Annotated in this window: 14 protein-coding genes; 7 read left to right on the top strand and 7 right to left on the bottom strand. The window is 67.3% G+C overall.

Going from position 1 to position 17,684, the window contains the following annotated elements; all coding sequences use genetic code 11:
* Window positions 1-49: 49 nt before the first annotated feature.
* A complete protein-coding gene (locus MF607_RS00565) occupies window positions 50-1,519 on the bottom strand; it encodes a leucyl aminopeptidase (RefSeq protein WP_431311883.1) in 1,470 nt (489 codons plus the stop codon).
* A 170-nt stretch (window positions 1,520-1,689) separates the two neighbouring features.
* Here MF607_RS00565 and MF607_RS00560 point away from each other — a divergent pair, with 170 nt between their 5' ends.
* The 4 genes from MF607_RS00560 to rsmA all read left to right on the top strand — a co-directional run bounded on the left by MF607_RS00560 (window position 1,690) and on the right by rsmA (window position 7,214).
* A complete protein-coding gene (locus tag MF607_RS00560; RefSeq protein WP_242115911.1) occupies window positions 1,690-3,924 on the top strand; it encodes an LPS-assembly protein LptD in 2,235 nt (744 codons plus the stop codon).
* Between the two features lie 86 nt (window positions 3,925-4,010).
* Window positions 4,011-5,372, top strand: a complete 1,362-nt coding sequence (locus MF607_RS00555) for a peptidylprolyl isomerase (protein ID WP_242115455.1) — start codon at window positions 4,011-4,013, stop codon at window positions 5,370-5,372.
* 13 nt (window positions 5,373-5,385) lie between these two features.
* Window positions 5,386-6,381, top strand: a complete 996-nt coding sequence (pdxA, locus tag MF607_RS00550; protein WP_242115454.1) for a 4-hydroxythreonine-4-phosphate dehydrogenase PdxA — start codon at window positions 5,386-5,388, stop codon at window positions 6,379-6,381.
* Window positions 6,378-7,214: a 16S rRNA (adenine(1518)-N(6)/adenine(1519)-N(6))-dimethyltransferase RsmA gene (gene rsmA, locus MF607_RS00545; protein WP_242115453.1), complete on the top strand. Its 837-nt coding sequence runs from the start codon at window positions 6,378-6,380 to the stop codon at window positions 7,212-7,214. The genes pdxA and rsmA overlap by 4 nt, the downstream gene beginning before the upstream one ends.
* A 6-nt stretch (window positions 7,215-7,220) precedes the next feature.
* Here rsmA and MF607_RS00540 read toward each other — a convergent pair whose 3' ends face one another.
* The 5 genes from MF607_RS00540 to MF607_RS00520 form a co-directional block, all read right to left on the bottom strand.
* On the bottom strand, window positions 7,221-7,739 hold the full coding sequence (locus MF607_RS00540) for a tetratricopeptide repeat protein (RefSeq protein WP_242115452.1): 519 nt from the start codon (window positions 7,737-7,739) through the stop codon (window positions 7,221-7,223).
* 25 nt (window positions 7,740-7,764) lie between these two features.
* Complete coding sequence (locus MF607_RS00535) at window positions 7,765-8,943, bottom strand: RsmB/NOP family class I SAM-dependent RNA methyltransferase (protein ID WP_242115451.1); 1,179 nt, start codon at window positions 8,941-8,943, stop codon at window positions 7,765-7,767.
* Window positions 8,944-9,108: 165 nt separating this feature from the next.
* Entirely contained in the window at window positions 9,109-10,566 is a 1,458-nt protein-coding gene (gene guaB / locus MF607_RS00530) for an IMP dehydrogenase (protein WP_242115450.1), read from the bottom strand.
* An 18-nt stretch (window positions 10,567-10,584) separates the two neighbouring features.
* Entirely contained in the window at window positions 10,585-12,009 is a 1,425-nt protein-coding gene (locus MF607_RS00525) for a M28 family peptidase (protein ID WP_242115449.1), read from the bottom strand.
* 37 nt (window positions 12,010-12,046) lie between these two features.
* Window positions 12,047-12,838, bottom strand: a complete 792-nt coding sequence (locus MF607_RS00520; protein ID WP_277925632.1) for an HpcH/HpaI aldolase/citrate lyase family protein — start codon at window positions 12,836-12,838, stop codon at window positions 12,047-12,049.
* A 49-nt stretch (window positions 12,839-12,887) separates the two neighbouring features.
* Here MF607_RS00520 and MF607_RS00515 point away from each other — a divergent pair, with 49 nt between their 5' ends.
* Genes MF607_RS00515 through MF607_RS00505 form a run of 3 tightly spaced genes read left to right on the top strand, consistent with a single transcriptional unit; the run spans window position 12,888 to window position 16,202 of the window.
* Window positions 12,888-13,877, top strand: coding sequence for an SPFH domain-containing protein (locus tag MF607_RS00515; RefSeq protein WP_242115447.1), 990 nt, complete (start codon window positions 12,888-12,890; stop codon window positions 13,875-13,877).
* Window positions 13,874-14,308 (top strand): NfeD family protein, encoded by a 435-nt coding sequence (locus tag MF607_RS00510; RefSeq protein ID WP_242115446.1) that lies wholly within the window; start codon window positions 13,874-13,876, stop codon window positions 14,306-14,308. The genes MF607_RS00515 and MF607_RS00510 overlap by 4 nt, the downstream gene beginning before the upstream one ends.
* A gap of 55 nt (window positions 14,309-14,363) precedes the next feature.
* Complete coding sequence (locus MF607_RS00505) at window positions 14,364-16,202, top strand: DUF885 domain-containing protein (RefSeq protein ID WP_242115445.1); 1,839 nt, start codon at window positions 14,364-14,366, stop codon at window positions 16,200-16,202.
* 364 nt (window positions 16,203-16,566) lie between these two features.
* On the opposite strand, the gene MF607_RS00500 is transcribed toward MF607_RS00505, so the two are convergent.
* Window positions 16,567-17,652 carry a mechanosensitive ion channel family protein gene (locus MF607_RS00500; protein ID WP_242115444.1) on the bottom strand — a complete coding sequence of 362 codons (1,086 nt, stop codon included), beginning with the start codon at window positions 17,650-17,652 and terminating at the stop codon, window positions 16,567-16,569.
* Between the last annotated feature and the right edge of the window lie 32 nt (window positions 17,653-17,684).

The raw sequence follows: 17,684 nt of genomic DNA, 5'->3' as shown, positions 1-17,684 counted from the left end.
CGCAGGACATTCCAGCCTGCGCTGGAATGACGTGTGAGGCGGTCGGGCCTCAACCTTCGAAATTGTCCGCGACGAACCGGTCGAGCAGGCGCACGCCGAAGCCGGTCGCGCCCTTGTCATGGTGGTTGCCAGGCTTGTCGGCCCATACCATGCCGGCGATGTCGAGATGCGCCCAGCGGACGCCGTCCTCGATATAACGCTTCAGGAACTGCGCCGCGGTGATCGATCCGGCGCCGCGCGGGCCGATATTCTTCATGTCGGCGATCGGGCTGTCGAGCAGTTTGTCATAGGCGGGCGACAACGGAAAGCGCCACAACAGGTCGCCCGATTCACGCGATGCAGCGAGCAGCTGGTCGGCGAGCGAATCGTCATTGGCGAACATGCCGCCATGCTCGCTGCCCAAAGAGATGATCATCGCGCCGGTCAGCGTGGCGAGATCGACGATGGTTCCTGGCTTGTGCGTCTTCTGGACCCAGGTCAGCACGTCGCACAGCACCAGACGCCCCTCGGCATCGGTGTTGAGGATTTCGATCGTCTGGCCCGACATGCTGGTGACGACGTCGCCGGGGCGCTGCGCCTTGCCATCCGGCATGTTCTCGACCAGCCCGACGACGCCGACGACATTGGCCTTCGCCTTGCGCGACGCCAGCGCCTTCATCGCGCCGGCGACCGCGCCCGCGCCGCCCATGTCCCACTTCATGTCTTCCATCCCGGGTCCGGGCTTGAGCGAAATGCCGCCGGTGTCGAAGGTCACCCCCTTGCCCACCAAGGCGAGGTCGACATCGCCCTCACCCTTGCCGTTCCAGCGCATGGCGAGCAGGCGCGCTTCCTTTTCGGAGCCGAGGCTGACGCCGAGCAGCGCGCCCATGCCGAGTTCGGACATCTGCCGTTCGTCTAGGATGGTGAGTTCGATGCCGAGATCGGCCAGTTCGCGGCATTTTTCGACGAAGCTGACCGGGTAGAGGATGTTCGGCGGATCGGTGACCAGCGTACGGGTCAGGTCCAGTCCCCGGGTGATCGCATCGGCGGCGACGAAGGCGTCGTCGATGCCGTCCGGAGCGTTGGCGATGGTGATCGTCGTCAGCGTTGGCTTCGACTTTTCGGGCATCTTCGTCCGATAGCCATCCTGCCGCCAGCCGCGCTGGGCCGCCGTCGCCGCGAAGCGTGCAACCGATGCCGCCGACACGTTAATGCCAGCGAAATCGACGGTCAGCCCGGTCAGCCCCGACAGCAGGAAGCGCCCGGTAAGCGCGCCGCCCGCCTTTTCCAGCGCAGCGCCGTCGCCGGCGCCGATGCCGAGCAGGATGACGCGATCAGCGCTGTCGCCGTCACCGGGTACGAAGATTTCGGCCATCGACCCGGCCTCGCCCTCGAACCGGCCGGCACGGGCGGCGCCGGCGACCAGTGCCGTAGTGGCATCGTCGAGCCCGGCCGCGGCGATCCGGTCGAGTCCCCCGCTGGCGACGGGCAGGACAAGGGCGGTGGCGGTTCCCCGGTCGGGGGCGAACTGGATCGAGATCGACATGCACTTCCTTCTACGCTGGCGCACATGGGCGCTGCCGCCTTCTAGGCCCGCTGTTGCGGGCAGGTAAAGCGGGTGGACAGCGATTGCGGTTCCCGCTGCACGATGCGATAGGCACTGCCGACAAGGTCGCCAGCGGGCGGCGACAAGGGGAAGCGGAACTAGTGGTGCGTTCGATCGGCTCGCTTGCCCTTGGGTTGACATTGGCGTTCGGCGGGCCGGCCTGTGCGCAGGATTTGCAGGATCGGCCAGCACCCCCGCCCGCGCCCGAACAGGCGCTGCCCACCCCGCCGACCGGCGACCAGATCGATTTCTCGTCCGACCTGCTGGAATATGACAGCAACGCCGATATCGTGACGGCTAGCGGCGAGGTGCGGCTGCTGCGCGAGGGCAACCGGCTGCGCGCCGATCGGGTGACGTGGAACCGCAAGACCGGACAGGTCGTCGCCGACGGCAATATCGCGGTGACCAACCCGCAGGGCGACGTTGCGTACGGCGACCGGATCGAGCTGACCGACACGCTGAAGGACGGCGTGGTCGACAATATGCTGGTGGTGCTCGACGAAGGCGGGCGGATCGCGGCGAAGCGCGGTACCCGTTCCGAAAACGGCGTCGTGACCGTCGAAAGCGCGGCCTATACGCCGTGTTCGGTGACGAACTCGGCAGGATGCCCGAAGGAGCCGTCGTGGAAGATCACCGCGATCAAGGTCCGCTACGATCCGATCCGCAAGCGCATCCGCTATACCGGCGCGGGACTGACCATCTTCGGCCTGCCGACAATCCCGCTGCCATCCTTCTCGCACTCGATCGGCGATGGCAGCGATTCGGGGCTGCTGGCGCCGTCGATCCGGCTCGACAGGGTCAACGGGGTCGAGGTTGCCGTCCCCTATTACTTCAGTCTGGCGCCCAATCGCGACCTGACGATCGCGCCGCACGTCTATACCGCGGTGCTGCCGATGCTGCAGGGCGATTACCGTGCGCTGACGTCGAAGGGCGCATATCGGGTACAGGGCTATGCGACGGTCAGCCGGCGGAGCGACGACCTTGTGCTCGGCATCGTGCCGACGGGGAGCGAACAGTCGTTCCGTGGCTATTTCGACGCGGTCGGGCGATTCCAGCTCGACCCGAACTGGGCGGTGTCGGGATCGCTGCGCTATACCACCGACCAGACCTTCCTGCGCCGCTACGATATTTCGCGCGACGACCGGCTGCGCAACAATGTGACGGTCGAGCGGATCGATCGCGACTCGATGCTGACGATCAGCGGCTGGGCGGTGCAGACGCTTCGGGTCGGCGACGATCAGGGCATGCAGCCGGTGGCGCTGCCCGAAATCGACTATCGCCGCCGGTTCAACGGCCTGTTGGGTGGCGTCGCGCAGGTACAGTTGAACACGTTGGCGATCGGGCGCAGCGAGGGACAGGATACGCAGCGTGCCTTTGCCGCCGCGCGCTGGGACCTGACGCGCTATACGCCGCTTGGGCAGGAGGTGACGGTCACCGCCTATGCGCGTGGCGACGTCTATAATGCGCACGACACGATCGATACGGCGGTGCTCAGCTATCGCGGTGACGAAGGCTTCACCCCGCGCGGCATCGCGGCGGCGGCGGTCGATATCCGCTGGCCGTTCGTCGGCGCGATCGGCGGCGGCACGCAGCGGATCAGCCCGCGCGTGCAACTGGTCGCGTCGCCCAAGATCGCCAATCTGCAGGTCCCGAACGAGGATGCGCGGGCCGTCGATCTGGAGGATTCGAATCTGTTCGCGCTCAACCGCTTCGCGGGGTACGACCGGTTCGAGGATTCGTCGCGCATCACCTATGGCCTCGACTATGCGATCGATCTGCCGGGCGTCGCGGTGGCGGCGACGATCGGGCAGAGCTACCGCGCCAGCGAACGCGCCAGCATCCTGCCGAGCGGCACCGGGCTGGACGACCGCTGGTCGGATTTCGTCGGGCGGACCGATATCCGGTTTCGCGAACTGGTGACGTTCACCCATCGCTACCGGCTCGACAAGGACGGGCTGAAGATTCGCCGCAACGAACTCGACGCGACGGTCGGCAGCCGGCGGACCTATCTGCAGGTCGGCTATCTGCGGCTGAACCGCGATATCGACGAGCTGGAGGATTTGCAGGACCGCGAGGAAATTCGCGTCGCGGGGCGGATCGCCTATGGTCCATTCTGGTCGGCGTTCGGTTCGGCGACAGTCGACCTGACCGACAAGTCGGAGGATTCGCTCTCGCTGTCCGATGGTTATGATCCGATCCGCCACCGGCTGGGTGTCCAGTATGAGGACGACTGCCTGCGGCTCGGCCTGACGTGGAAGCGCGATTACCAGCGGATCGGCGACGCGCGCAGCGGCAGCAGCTATCTGGTAACGCTGGCATTGAAGAACCTGGGACGATAAGGCCCTGTTCAGGCGCGGCGGGTCATGAATTTGCCCGAATGGTGCGGCACCGCCCTGAATTCGCGCGCATGGGATAAGACGACCAAGTGACCAACAACATCGTGAATGTCGGCCGCATCGGCCGTTCGATCGCCGGTTTCGTCGCGATCGCCGCCGCCGCCTCGCTGGCGGCGCAGACCGTGGGCGACGGGCAGGACGTGCCCGGCGCCAATCTGAACCTGCCGGGTAACCCGACGATCTTCGGCAAGCTGGACCCCAATATCCGCAAGCCGACCGCGATCGTGAACGACACGGTGCTGACCGGCACCGATGTCGACCAGCGCATGGCGTTGATCGTCGCGCTGAACGATTTCAAGCTGAGCGAGCAGGACCGCGAGGTATTGCGCCAGCAGGTCGTGCGCCAGTTGATCGACGAAACGCTGCAGATCCAGCAGGCCAAGGCGAAGGACATCACCGTCACGCCGGCCGAACTGGAGCAGAGCTTCAACCGGCTGGCCAAGCAGCGGTTCAATCAGACGCCCGAACAGCTTCGCGCCTATCTGCGCACGGTGGGATCGTCGGACCGGTCGCTGCGGCGGCAGATCGAGGGCGAACTGGCATGGAGCCGGCTGCTGCGGCGACAGGTCGAGCCGTTTGTAAATGTCGGTGAAGAAGAGGTCGCCGCGGTCATCAAGCGCATGGAAGAATCCAAGGGCGCCGAAGAATTTAGCCTGCGCGAAATCTATATGAGCGCCACCCCCGATCGCGCCGCCGAGGTGCAGGGCGGCATGACCAAGATGATCGAACAGATCCGCCAGGGCGCTCCGTTCGAATATTTCGCGCGCAACTTTTCCGAGGCATCGACCCGCGCGGTCGGCGGCGATCTGGGCTTCGTAAGGCTGAACATGTTGCCCGAGCCGTTACAGCGCGCCGCGCAGCAGATGCAGGTCGGGCAGATCGCCGGACCGATCGAGGTGCCGGGCGGCTATTCGATCCTGTATCTGGCCGACAAGCGGCAGGTGCTGACGGCCGATCCGCGCGACGCCAAGCTGGCGTTGCGGCAGCTCTTCCTGCCCTTCCCCGCCGGCACCACCGAGGCGCAGGCGAGCGCGAAGGTCGCCGCCTTCACCGAAGCGACGCAGGCGATCCGCGGCTGCGGCGACGCGACCAAGGTCGCACAGACGCAGAAGGCCGAGATCGTCGACAATGACGCGGTCACCGTCCGCAGCCTGCCGCCGGCGTTGCAGGAAATCATCCTGAAGCTGAACGTCGGACAGGCGACCCCGCCCTTCGGTTCGCCCAAGGATGGCGTGCGCGTGCTGGTCGTGTGCGGTCGCGAAGATCCGCGTAACGGCGCGCTGCCCAGCGCCGCACAAATCCAGCAGGGACTGGAGCAGGAACGCGTCAACCTGCGGGCGCAGCGGATGATGCGCGACCTGCGGCGCGACGCGGTGATCGAATATCGTTGAGGGAGCGGGTACGATGCCGGCGATCGCGCCGTTAGCGGTATCGATGGGCGATCCGGCGGGAATCGGTCCGGAAGTGATCGCCAAGGCATGGGAACGGCGGGACGTGGAACGCCTCCCCTGCTTCTTCGCAGTCGGCGACGTCGCGGCGGTGTCGGCAGTGTGGAACGGTCCGGTCGAACGGATCGACGATCCGCGCGATGCGGCGCAGGTTTGCAGCCGGGCATTGCCGGTCGTGTCGGTGGTCGTTGGCGACGCGATCATCCCCGGACGCCCCGATATCGGCGGCGCGCGCTGTGCGTTGCAGTCGCTGGAACTGGCGGCGGGTCTGGCGCGGTCCGATGCGGCATCGGGGCTGGTCACCGCACCGGTGTCGAAGGCCGATTTGTACCGGATCGGATTCGACTATCCGGGGCAGACCGAATTCGTCGCCGAACGTTGCGGCGTCGCGCGCGAGAATGCCGTGATGATGCTGGCCGGTCCGACGTTGCGGGTCGTGCCGCTGACGATCCACGAACCGCTGTCGGCGGTACCGCATGTGCTGACCATCGATCTGCTGGTCGCCCGCGCGCGGGCGACGGCGCGGGGCCTCACCCGCGACTTCGGGATCGCAACACCGCGTCTCGCGCTGGCCGGGCTCAATCCCCATGCCGGGGAAGGCGGCGCGATCGGACGCGAGGAAATCGAGGTGATGATCCCCGCCGTCGAACTGCTGCGCGCCGAGGGGATCGATATCGTCGGGCCGCTGGCCGCCGATACGATGTTCCATCCCCGTGCCCGCGCGCGATACGATGCGGCGCTGTGCGCCTATCACGATCAGGCGCTGATCCCGATCAAGACGCTGCATTTCGATGACGGCGTCAACATCACCCTCGGCCTGCCGATCGTGCGGACCTCGCCCGATCACGGGACTGCCTTCGACATTGCCGGGCAGGACCGGGCGGAGCCGGGCGCGATGATCGCGGCGATCCGCATGGCGGGCGAAGCCGCCGCGCGCCGGGCCGCAGCGTGAGCGTCGCCCCGGTCGGCGACCTGCCGCCGCTGCGCGACGTCATCAAGCGCCACGACCTGTCGGCGAACAAGGCGCTGGGGCAGAATTTCCTGTTCGACCAGCAATTGCTCGACCGGATCGCGCGCGTGCCCGGCGACCTGCACGATCAGGAAGTGCTGGAGGTCGGTCCCGGTCCGGGCGGGCTGACCCGCGCGTTGCTGCTGGCCGGGGCGAAGGTGACCGCGATCGAACGCGACCGGCGCTGTATCCCCGCACTCGGGGAACTGGGCGCGGCGTTTCCGGGACGGTTGCGGGTCATCGAGGGCGATGCGCTGGAGATCGACGCGCCGTCGCTGTTCGAAGGGCGGCCGCATATCGCCTCCAACCTGCCGTACAATGTCGGCACCGCGCTGTTCGTGGGGTGGCTGTCGAGCGACTGGCAGCCCTGGTGGCGCAGCTTGACGCTGATGTTCCAGCGCGAGGTTGCCGACCGGATCGTCGCCCATGCCAATGACGACGCCTATGGACGGCTCGCCGTGCTGGCGCAGTGGCGCAGTGCCGCCCGGATCGCGATGCCGGTGCATCGCAGCGCCTTCACCCCGCCGCCCAAGGTCATGTCGGCCGTGGTGCATGTCGTGCCGACCGAAGCGCCCGACGGTGTGTCGCTCAGGACGCTGGAACGTCTGACCGCCGCCGCGTTCGGCCAGCGACGCAAAATGCTGCGCCAGAGCTTGAAGGCGGTGCCCGGTGCGATCGAAGCGGCCGAGGCGATCGGCATCGACCCGACCCGCCGCGCGGAAACGGTCAGCGTCGCGGAATTCGTGGCGCTTGCCCGACAGCTGGACGCGGGCTGACGCCGGTTATTGCTGGGTCGTTGCCGGCGTCCCTGGCACGGCCGGCGGCGTCTGCTGCGCCGTGGCGGTAACCGGCGGGCCCTTGGCGATGACTCCCGCCAGTTCGGTTGCGGCGGGGCACGTCGCGCCGCAGACGGTCTTGAGCCTCGCCAGCGTTTCGCGCGCCCTGGTGACGGCGCCCTTCTGGACCAGTGCCTCGCCCTCGCCCTTCAGCGCGACGACATCATTGGGTTCGAGGCTCAGCGCCTCGCGATACAGGCGGATCGACTTTCCGGGCAGGCCCTGTCCGCGCGCGATATCGGCAAGTGCGATATAAGCGGGGCGATTGCGCGGATCGACGACGAGCGCGCTTTCGATCAGTCCGACGGCGCCTTCGATATTGCCGGCAGCCTGTGCGGCACGTCCCTGTTGCAGCAGCGCGGTCGATCGCGGGTCGATCTGATTGTCGGGGCGCTGCCCGCTGAGCGAGGTCGACGCGCAGACCAAAGCAAGTGCGGCCGCGACCGAAACCGAGGTGAACCGCATCAATTTCTCCGAATGCGACACCGCCCTATGCCCGGCCGAGGCGCGCGACGAAGAAGCCGTCGGTTGAATCGGATGCCGGGGTCAGGCGCATTCCCGAACCGTGGACGTGCCCGCGCGGCAATGCAAGCGGCAGCGCGCGCCAAACAGGGTTGCGCGTCAGAAACGCATCGACCTGCCCCGCCCCTTCGGCATCAAGCAACGAACAGACGACATAGGTGATGGTACCGGTAGGCGAGGTGAGGCCGGCGGCGACGTCGAGCAGGCGTGCCTGCGTCGCGACCACGCGATGGAGCCGGTCGGGGGTCAGCCGCCAGCGTGCCTCCGGATTGCGCCGCCACGTGCCAGTGCCCGAACAGGGGGCGTCGACGATCACCCAGTCCGCCTGTCCGGCGACATCCGCGAGCATCGCGGCTTCCTTGCCCGGATCGAGCAGACGCGGCTCGGCGATCGTCACCCCGGCGCGGGCCGCACGCGGGGCAAGACGCGACAGCCGCGGGCGATCGGTATCGGTGGCGAGGATGCGCCCCTGCCCCGTCATCTGTGCGGCGATGGCGAGCGTCTTGCCGCCGCCGCCGGCGCACAGATCGATCGCGAATCCGCCCGGTTCGGCACAGGCGGCGAGCGATACGATCTGGCTGCCGAAATCCTGTACTTCGGCACGGCCGTCGCGCAACGCATCGCTATCGGGCAGCGTATCGGCCGGGAGTCGGATCGCGTCGGGCAGGTCGGGGGCCGGTTCGCCACCCAGTTCGGCGAGCAGCGATTCGCGGTCGGTGCGCAGGCGGTTGACGCGAATGTCGAGCGGAGCCCGTTCGAGCAACGCCGCGAGATCGGTATCGTCGAGCCCGGCACCGTGCAGCGCATCGACGAGCCATGCCGGTGCATAGCTGGTTTCGGCGCGCGGCTCGTCCGGTGCGATCGGTGCCGGACCATAGGACGATCCGTCGAAGGTAGCGGCGAGATCGGCATCGTCGTCCGCCAACGCGACGATCGTAGCACGGGCATTGAGGGGGACCGCACCAAAACGGCGAACCGCGTCATAGGCGAGCGTACGGATCGCGCGGCGGTCCTTCGATCCCGCATAGCGGCGCGCGGCGAAGAACCGCTTGGCGACCTGATCCCCTGCTGCACCGCCGGTGCGTGCAGCGTCGAGGATCGCGTCGACCAGATCGATCGTAGCCTGGGTCCGTGCCGCCGGAGTCACGCGTTACGGTCCTGAATCACCATGCCCGACACTAACAACATAACCTATATCAATCTACCATGCGGGGGCACAGAACGCGGTCCCGTACTTCAACGCACGGTGACGGAAAATGGGCGTTAGCGGGAAACGGACTGCGGACCGTGCATGATCCGCAGCCGGTGCGGTTCAGCGCGTGGGGTAGTTCGGCGCCTCGCGCGTGATCGTCACGTCGTGGACATGGCTCTCGCGCAGGCCCGCATTGGTGATGCGGACGAAGCGTGCGCGTTCCTGCAGATCGGTGATGCTGTGCGACCCGGTATAGCCCATCGCCGCCTTCACCCCGCCGACCAGCTGGTGGATGACGTCCTTGGCCGCCCCCTTGAACGCGACCTGCCCCTCGATCCCTTCGGGCACCAGTTTGAGCTGGTCCTTGATGTCCTGCTGGAAATAGCGGTCGGCCGAACCCTTGGCCATCGCCCCGACCGAACCCATGCCACGATAGCTCTTATAGGCGCGGCCCTGGTACAGGAAGGTTTCGCCGGGCGCTTCCTCGGTACCGGCCAGCAGCGATCCGATCATCACTGCCGATGCGCCGGCGGCCAGCGCCTTGGCGACATCGCCCGACGTGCGGATGCCGCCATCGGCGATCACCGGCACGCCAGTCCCCGCCGCTGCCTTTGCCGCGTCCATGACCGCGGTCAACTGCGGCACGCCGACGCCGGCGACGACGCGGGTGGTGCAGATCGACCCCGGTCCGATGCCGACCTTGATGCCGTCCGCGCCCGCGTCGATCAGGGCGCGGGTCGCTTCGCCGGTCGCGACGTTGCCGGCGATGACCTGAACGTGCGGCGCGATGGCCTTCACCCGCCTTACCGCCTCGGCGACCTGCCGGTTGTGGCCGTGCGCGGTATCGATGACGATCAGGTCGCACTCGGCCTCGATCAGCGCCTCGGTGCGCTCATAACCCTTTTCCCCCACCGTGGTGGCGGCGGCGACGCACAGGCGACCGGCACCGTCCTTGGTGGCGTTGGGATAGGTGACGGCCTTCTCGATATCCTTGACGGTAATCAGGCCGACGCAGTGGTAAGAATCATCGACCACCAGCAGCTTTTCGATGCGACGCTGATGCAGCTGGCGACGGGCCTCCTCCTGCGAAACGCCGATGCGGACGGTCGCGAGGTTGTCGCGGGTCATCAGCTCGGCGACGGGCTGGTTCGGATTTTCGGCGAAGCGGACGTCGCGATTGGTCAGGATGCCGGCCAGCTTGCCCGATGCCTCGACCACCGGAATGCCGCTGATCCGGTGCCGCTCCATCAGGGCGCGGGCGGCGGAGAGCGGCGCGTCGGCGGTGATGGTGATCGGGTTGACGACCATGCCGCTTTCGAAGCGCTTGACCGCCCGCACCGCCGCGCATTGTTCCTCGACGGTCAGGTTGCGATGCAGCACGCCGATGCCGCCCAGCTGCGCCATGACGATCGCCATGTCAGCTTCGGTGACGGTGTCCATCGCCGACGACAGGAACGGAATGTTGAGCGCGAGATTGCGGGCGACGCGGGTGCGCGGGTCGGCCTGGCTGGGGAGCACGTCCGATTCCTGCGGAACCATCAGCACGTCGTCGAAGGTCAGGCCGAGGGTGATATCCATGGGAGGCGTCGTCTCGTATCAGTTGGCGGGGTAACGGGCGGGGTCGGCGAGTGCGCGGGCGAGCGCGACATGCAGGTCGGCATCCTCGGCGGCACCGGACAGGTCGATATGCGCGAGGTCGTCATTCGGCTTATGGTAGGGACCGTCGAGATAGGCGAAGAGCCGCTTCATGTCGCTGACCGAACCGGTCGCCATGACGGCGGGAATGCCGCGCTTGCCGAATGCCCAGCCATCCTGCCGCTGCACCATGATGTTCGCCTCGGTATCGGTGTCGACCTTGCGGCCGATCGCGCGGGCGGTGGCGTCGACGATGGCGTCGATCTTCGGATGGTTGCCGCGCCCGACCATCGCCACCGGCATTCCGGTGGGCACGATCGCGGCAGTATCGATATTTAGGTTCGCGACGATCTTGAGCGGGGTTTCGGCGACCGCGGCGGCATAGGCATCGGCGCCGATCAACCCCTTTTCCTCCGCCGTCGTCGCGACGAAATAGATGCTGCGCTCGGGCGCCGGTCCCTTGGCAAGGACCTTGGCGACCTCGATCAAAATCGCGGTGCCGCTGGCATTGTCAGCCGCGCCGTTGCAGATCCGGTCGGGCGCGCCTTCCGCCCGGCAAATACCGATATGATCCCAGTGCGCCGACAACAGTACCGCTTCGTTCGGACGGGTGCGTCCGGGGATCATGCCGACGATGTTTGCAGTGGTGTAGCGGCGGCGGGAGGTCGTCGCCGTCAGGTCGAACGTGCCGTCGATGTCGACGGGGCGGAAATCCTTGGCGGTTCCTGCTTTCGCTAGAGCCGCGGCACGATCGCCGAGCAGCCCGGCCGCCTGCGCTTCGGACAGATAGGCGACCGGTATCGGCAGCGCTTCACCGTCGCGGACGGTCGAACGGCCGAAATTCTCGCGCACATCGGCTTCGGAAATGGTGACGGGCGTCAGATAGATTGCGGCAACGGCGCCGGCTTTCGCCAAGGCCCGCCCCTTTGCAGCGCGACCGGCACTGAGCGGCATCACCACGACCTTGCCGCGGACCGGGGCGGCGGCGATCGCATCGGCCTCGAGCCCGCCGGCGTAGACGATGCCGGCATCGCCGACGCGCGTATCGGGCTGGGCACCGATCGCAACCATGTTGGTCAACGGGGTGGTGCGTCCGCCGCGCGTCACCGATGCAGTTGCCGACTTCCCCTCGATCGCGGTCAATGCCACGTCCTGCCGCCAGCGGCCGTCGGGCGCGCCGGGCTTCAGGCCAGCATCGGCGAACGCCTGCAACACATAGGCTTCGGCACGATCGCCGCCCGGGGTGCCGGGTTCGCGACCCTCATAGGCGTCGCCGGCGAGTATCGCGACATGGTCGCGCAGCATCTGCGGGGTGATGTGCTGGGCATGGGCCGCCGAGGCGCTGCACAGCAGGGCGGCGAGTCCGAGGATCGGGCGGAGCGACATGCGCCCCACTATCGATCCGAAACGTGACGGGCAAGCGTCAACGCGCGCGTTCGAGCAACCTTTGCGCGGTTTCGACATGCATCGCCTCGATCATCCGGTCGCGAAACCGCTCCGCACCGCCGGTCGCAGCGGCAACCAGCGCGGCCGCCTCTTCCAGTTCGGCGGTGGTGGGCGAGAAGGCGGCGTTGGCGGCGGCGATCTGGCCGGGATGGATCAGCGACTTGCCGTCGAAGCCGAGCGCCCGCCCTTCGGCGCATTCGCGCGCCAGTCCGTCGGTATCGGCCAGCGCGTTGAACACGCCGTCGATCGCCCAGCCGCCCGCCGCGCGCGCTGCCAGCACGACGCCCTGCAACGCCAGCGCCAGCGCGCCCCGCCCGCCGCCGGGCGGCAGGCGCAGTTCGGCGGCGAGGTCGTTGGTCCCGACCATCAGTCCGATTACGCCGGGGACCGCGGCAATCTCGGCCGCCGCCAGCACGCCGCGCGGCGTCTCGATCATTGCCAGTACCGAGCGCCCGGCCAGGGGCGCGAGGTCGGCGGCGCGCTCCACCTTCGGCACGACGACCAGCGGCACATTGCCGATCGCCAAGAGGTCGGCGGCGAACTGGTCGCTGTCGGGCGCATTGACGCGAACCGCACCGCGACTGCCAAGCAGTTCGATCGCCGCCGGCAACGCGGCGCGCGCCGCTGCCTTATCCTCCGCACGAACCGAATCCTCAAGGTCGAGGACGATCAGATCGGCCGGCAAGCCGGCGGCTTTCGCGATCATGTTCGTCCTCGCGGCAGGCACGAACAAAAGGCTGCGCGGAGCAAGGCTTATGGTGGGTTCCATGCCGACGCTATGCTAGACCGGTCTGGGTCGAGGCAAGCGGGGATGAACGATGATCGTAGGCGTGATCGCGGCACTGGTGCTGTTGGTGCTGCTTTACCTGTTCATGAGCGTGAAGATCGTGACCCAAGGCCATCAATATACGATCGAACATTTCGGCCGCTTCACCGCAGTCGCACGGCCGGGGTTCAATTTCTACCCTGCCTTTTTCTATCGTGTCGGCCGGAAGGTTAATATGATGGAGCAGGTGATCGATATCCCGGGACAGGAAATTATCACCCGCGACAATGCGATGGTTTCAACAGACGGAGTCGTGTTCTTTCAGGTACTTGACCCGGCCAAGGCGGCATATGAGGTGTCCGACCTGTATGTCGCGCTACAGCAGATAACGACCACCAATCTGCGCACGGTGATGGGGTCGATGGACCTCGACGAGACGCTGTCGAAGCGTGACGAGATCAATGCCCGGCTGCTCGGCGTCGTCGACCATGCGACCAATCCGTGGGGGGTGAAGATCACCCGCGTCGAAATCAAGGACATCCGCCCGCCCGCCGACATCGTCAACGCGATGGGCCGGCAGATGAAGGCCGAGCGCGAGAAGCGCGCCAACATCCTGGAGGCCGAAGGCGCGCGTGCCTCCGAAATCCTACGCGCGGAAGGCCAGAAACAGGCGCGAATCCTCGAAGCCGAAGGGCGGCGCGAGTCGGCGTTCCGCGACTCCGAAGCGCGCGAACGCGCCGCCGAGGCGGAGGCGAAGGCGACGCAGGTGGTGAGCGACGCGATCGAGGCCGGCGGTACGCAGGCGATCAACTACTTCATCGCGCAGAAATATGTCGAGGCGGTCGGCAAGTTCGCGACCAGCCCCAATGCCAAGACGATCCTGTTCCCGGTCGAGGCGACGCAGCTGATCGGGACGCTGGGCGGCATCGGACAGCTGGCAAAGGAAGCGCTGAGCGAAACCAAAGCCACCCCGCCCGCCGCCGCTCCTGCCCCGGGGGTACGGGAACGGCCGGTCGGCCCGTTCGAGCCGCCCGCGCGATGATCGAAGGCGGGTACGGCTGGCTGTTGCTGGCGGCGGCGCTGGGCGCGGCCGAGCTGGCGGTGCCGGGCGTATTCCTCGTCTTCGTCGCCATCGCGGCGGCGATCACCGGACTGCTGGCGCTGTTGTTCCCGGCGTTGACCCTGCCGGCCGAACTGGCGGTGTTCGGGGCATGGAGCGTGGTGACCGTACTGATCGGGCGGCGCTGGTACGCCGACTATCCGGTCGACAGCGACGATCCGCTGCTCAACGATCGCGCGGCGCGGCTGATCGGGCAGGACGTGGTGGTCGTCGAAGCGATCGTCGGCGGAATCGGGCGGGTGCGGGTCGGCGACAGCGACTGGATCGCGCGCGGACCCGATCTGGATGTCGGTCGCCGCGTCCGGATCGTCGGGGTCAGCGGATCGACGCTGACCGTCGCGTCGGACGATTGACGACGGCCACGCGGCGCAGGACAAGGCGGCACCGCTTCGCTGACAAGGATTGCCGATGGAACTGACCCGCCGCGACTGGATCGCCGGTGCCGCCGCAACGACACTGGCCGCCGCCCTGCCCGCCCGGGCGCAGACTGCCGCGTCCACCGCGTCAACGGCCAGCGCCGCCGACAAGGCTGCCGAAGCGACGCTGTCGCGGATCGCCGAGGCGATGCTGGTCGACGCGCCGGAGGCGGCGGGCGGTCTCGGCATCGACACCGGCGCGCGGGCGGCGCTGAAGGCGCGGCTGGGCGATCGGTCGGCGGCGGGCCAGCGGGCGATCGCCGAGCATCTGCGCGCACATGTCGCGACGCTGAAAGCCATCGACACCGCGCCGCTGTCTCCCGCGACACGGACCGATATCGACGTGGTCAGGACCGCGTTCGAAACCGCGCTCGACGGCTTCGCGCTTCCCTATGGCGACGTCGCGGTCGGGGGGTGGCGCAACACCCCCTATGTCGTGATCCAGAATGTCGGCGCCTATCTCGACATACCGCGTTTCCTCGACAGCGATCACAGCATCGCGACCAAGGCGGATGCCGATGCCTATCTGGCGCGGCTCGACAGCTATGCGACGCAACTGGATGCCGAGACGGCACGGGTGCGCGCGGCGTCGGCGCGCGGGGTGGTGCCGCCCGATTTCCTGCTCGACAAGACGCTGAAGCAGATGACCCAGGCGCTGAGTGGCGATCCGGCGAGCTGGGATGTGGTCACGTCGCTGACCCGGCGGACCAAGGACATTCCGGGCGACTGGGGCGCACAGACGACCGCGATCGCCCGCGACCGGGTGAAGCCTGCGCTCGAACGGCAATTGGCGGCGCTGCAGGACGACCGGAAGAAGGCGACGTCGGATGCCGGCATGTGGGCGCGGCCCGATGGCGACGCCTGGTACCGTTGGGCGTTGCGCGCATCGACTACGACGACGATGACCCCGGACGAAGTCCATGCGATGGGCCGCGACGAACTGGCACGGTTGCAGTCGCAGATGGACGCGATCCTGAAGCCGCTCGGCTATACCAAGGGCAGCGTCGGCGAGCGGATGACCGCACTCGGCAAGGACCCGCGCTTCACCTTTCCGGAGGGCGATGCCGGCCGCGCGCAGATCATGGAGCTTGTCCAGAACCGGCTGCGCGACATCCGCGCGCGGATGCCGCGCGCCTTCAACACGCTGGCGCCCGGCAATGTCGAAGTGAAGCGCATCCCGGTGGTCGAGGAAGCCGGCGCACCCGGCGCCTATGGCGGGCCGGGGTCGATCGACGGCAAGGTGCCGGGCAAGATGTGGATCAACCTGCGCAATACCGGCATCTGGACCCGCTATTCGCTGCCGACGCTGACCTATCACGAGGCGATCCCCGGCCATGTATGGCAGGGCGAATACAGCTTCCGCCTGCCACTGATCCGCTCGCTGTTGCAGTTCAACGCCTTTTCGGAAGGCTGGGCGCTCTATGCCGAACAACTGGGCGACGAACTGGGCGCGTATGAGGGCGATCCGGTCGGACGGCTCGGTTATCTCCAGTCGATCGCGTTCCGCGCCTGCCGGATGGTCGTCGATACCGGGCTTCACGCGAAGCGTTGGACCCGGCAACAGGCGATCGACTGGTTCGCCAGCACCAACGGATCGAGCGTCGACGAAGTGACCGGCGAGGTCGACCGCTATTGTTCGTGGCCGGGACAGGCATGCGGGTACAAGGTCGGGCATTCGGAGATCAACCGCCTGCGCGACCGGGCGAAGACGGCGCTTGGCGACCGCTACGACTTCAAGGCGTTCAACGACGCGGTCGTGCAGGGCGGCGGGGTGCCGATGACGGTGCTCGGCCGCAATGTCGATGCGTTTGTGGCGGGGCGGAAGGGCTGAAGGCTACCGGCAACAGCCGCCCGGTTGTCACGCCCGCGAGGGCGTGACGTCTGCGAAAGTCGCACACCCTACCAAAATCTACTCGTACCCCGGCGGAGGCCGGGGCCCAGTTGGGAGACGATCGTAAGATCCGGAGAAGCCTACCCACCTGGGCCCCGGCCTCCGCCGGGGTACGTAAAAGAAGCCCGCTACCTATCCCGCCTCCTGCCCCTTACACCTGCGGATGCGGGGGTCCAGAGCCAAGCAAACCAACGCTTTCGCATGTGGCCCTTGATCCCCGCCTTCGCCGGGACACGGTGCAGTGGACTTTCGCAGAAGTCCCGCCTTCGCGGGAAGGACGGAGCGCGACGGTGGTTCGCGACCGTCAGCCGAGGCCGCGGATCGGTTCTGCCGCCCCGTCCAGCGCCACCCGCCGCCGCGGCAGCGCCTCGGGCATTTCGTCGCGGATATAGGCCAGCATCCCCTCGCGCAGCGAACAGCGCAGGTCGAAAGCGCGCGCGGCATCGGACGCGGTCGCGAGGATGCGGACCTCGATCGCGTCGGGTTTGGTATCGGTCACCTGCAACACATAAGCACGCCCGTCCCAGAGGGGATCGTCCTTCACCAACTCCTCGAACCTTGCGCGCAGGCGGGGGATGTTGGTCGTCGGGTCGAGCCAGAAGAACGCCGATCCCAGCAGTCCGCTGGTCGTGCGGGTCCAGTTCTGGAAGCTCGATTCGAGGAATTTCGACACCGGCACGACCAGCCGACGTTCGTCCCACAGGCGGACGACGACATAGGTCAGGCGGATTTCCTCGATCCGGCCCCATTCATTTTCGATGATGACCACGTCGTCGATGCGGATCGGTTCGGTGAACGCCATCTGCACGCCGGCGATGATGTTCTTGAGTGCCGGCTGCGCCGCCGCACCGACAGCGAGGCCGGCGAGACCCGCCGACGCCATCAGCGTGACGCCGATCGAGCGGATGCTGGGGATCGACAACAGCATCAGGCAGACGGTGACGAAGCCGATGGCGATGATCGTGATCCGCCCCAATATGGCGCTGCGCGTCCGCCGCCGCCGGGCGCGCAGATTGTCAGCGACGGTAATGTCGGTCGCAACCTCGACCGCCTTTACCGACGCGCGGATCATGGCGATCGCGAACCAGCCCATGAGCAACGGAACGATCAGCCCCGCCATCTGCGTCCATAGATCGTCCCAGCGTTCGGGCAGGCGCAGCGGCCGACGGACGCTGGCCAGTGCCATCGCCACGAGGATCCACCGCATCGGCCGCCACGCATGGTCGACATAGACGTCGTCGACCGAGCCCGGCGTGCGTGCCGCGAAGCGTTGCAGCAGCCGGAACAGGACCGCGTGGAGAAGCAACGCCGCCAATACCGAAATCGCGACCGTGGTGAGATCGGCAGCGGCCGGGGGCAGTGTGTTCAGGAAACGTTGGATGTCGCGCATGGCTGGAGCAACTTTTTGCGCCGCAGCATGTT

Source organism: Sphingomonas lacusdianchii (assembly GCF_022664395.1).
Classification (GTDB): Bacteria; Pseudomonadota; Alphaproteobacteria; order Sphingomonadales; family Sphingomonadaceae; genus Sphingomonas; species Sphingomonas lacusdianchii.
Note: the sequence above shows the minus strand (reverse complement) of the source record. Positions and strands in the feature narration are given on the sequence as shown.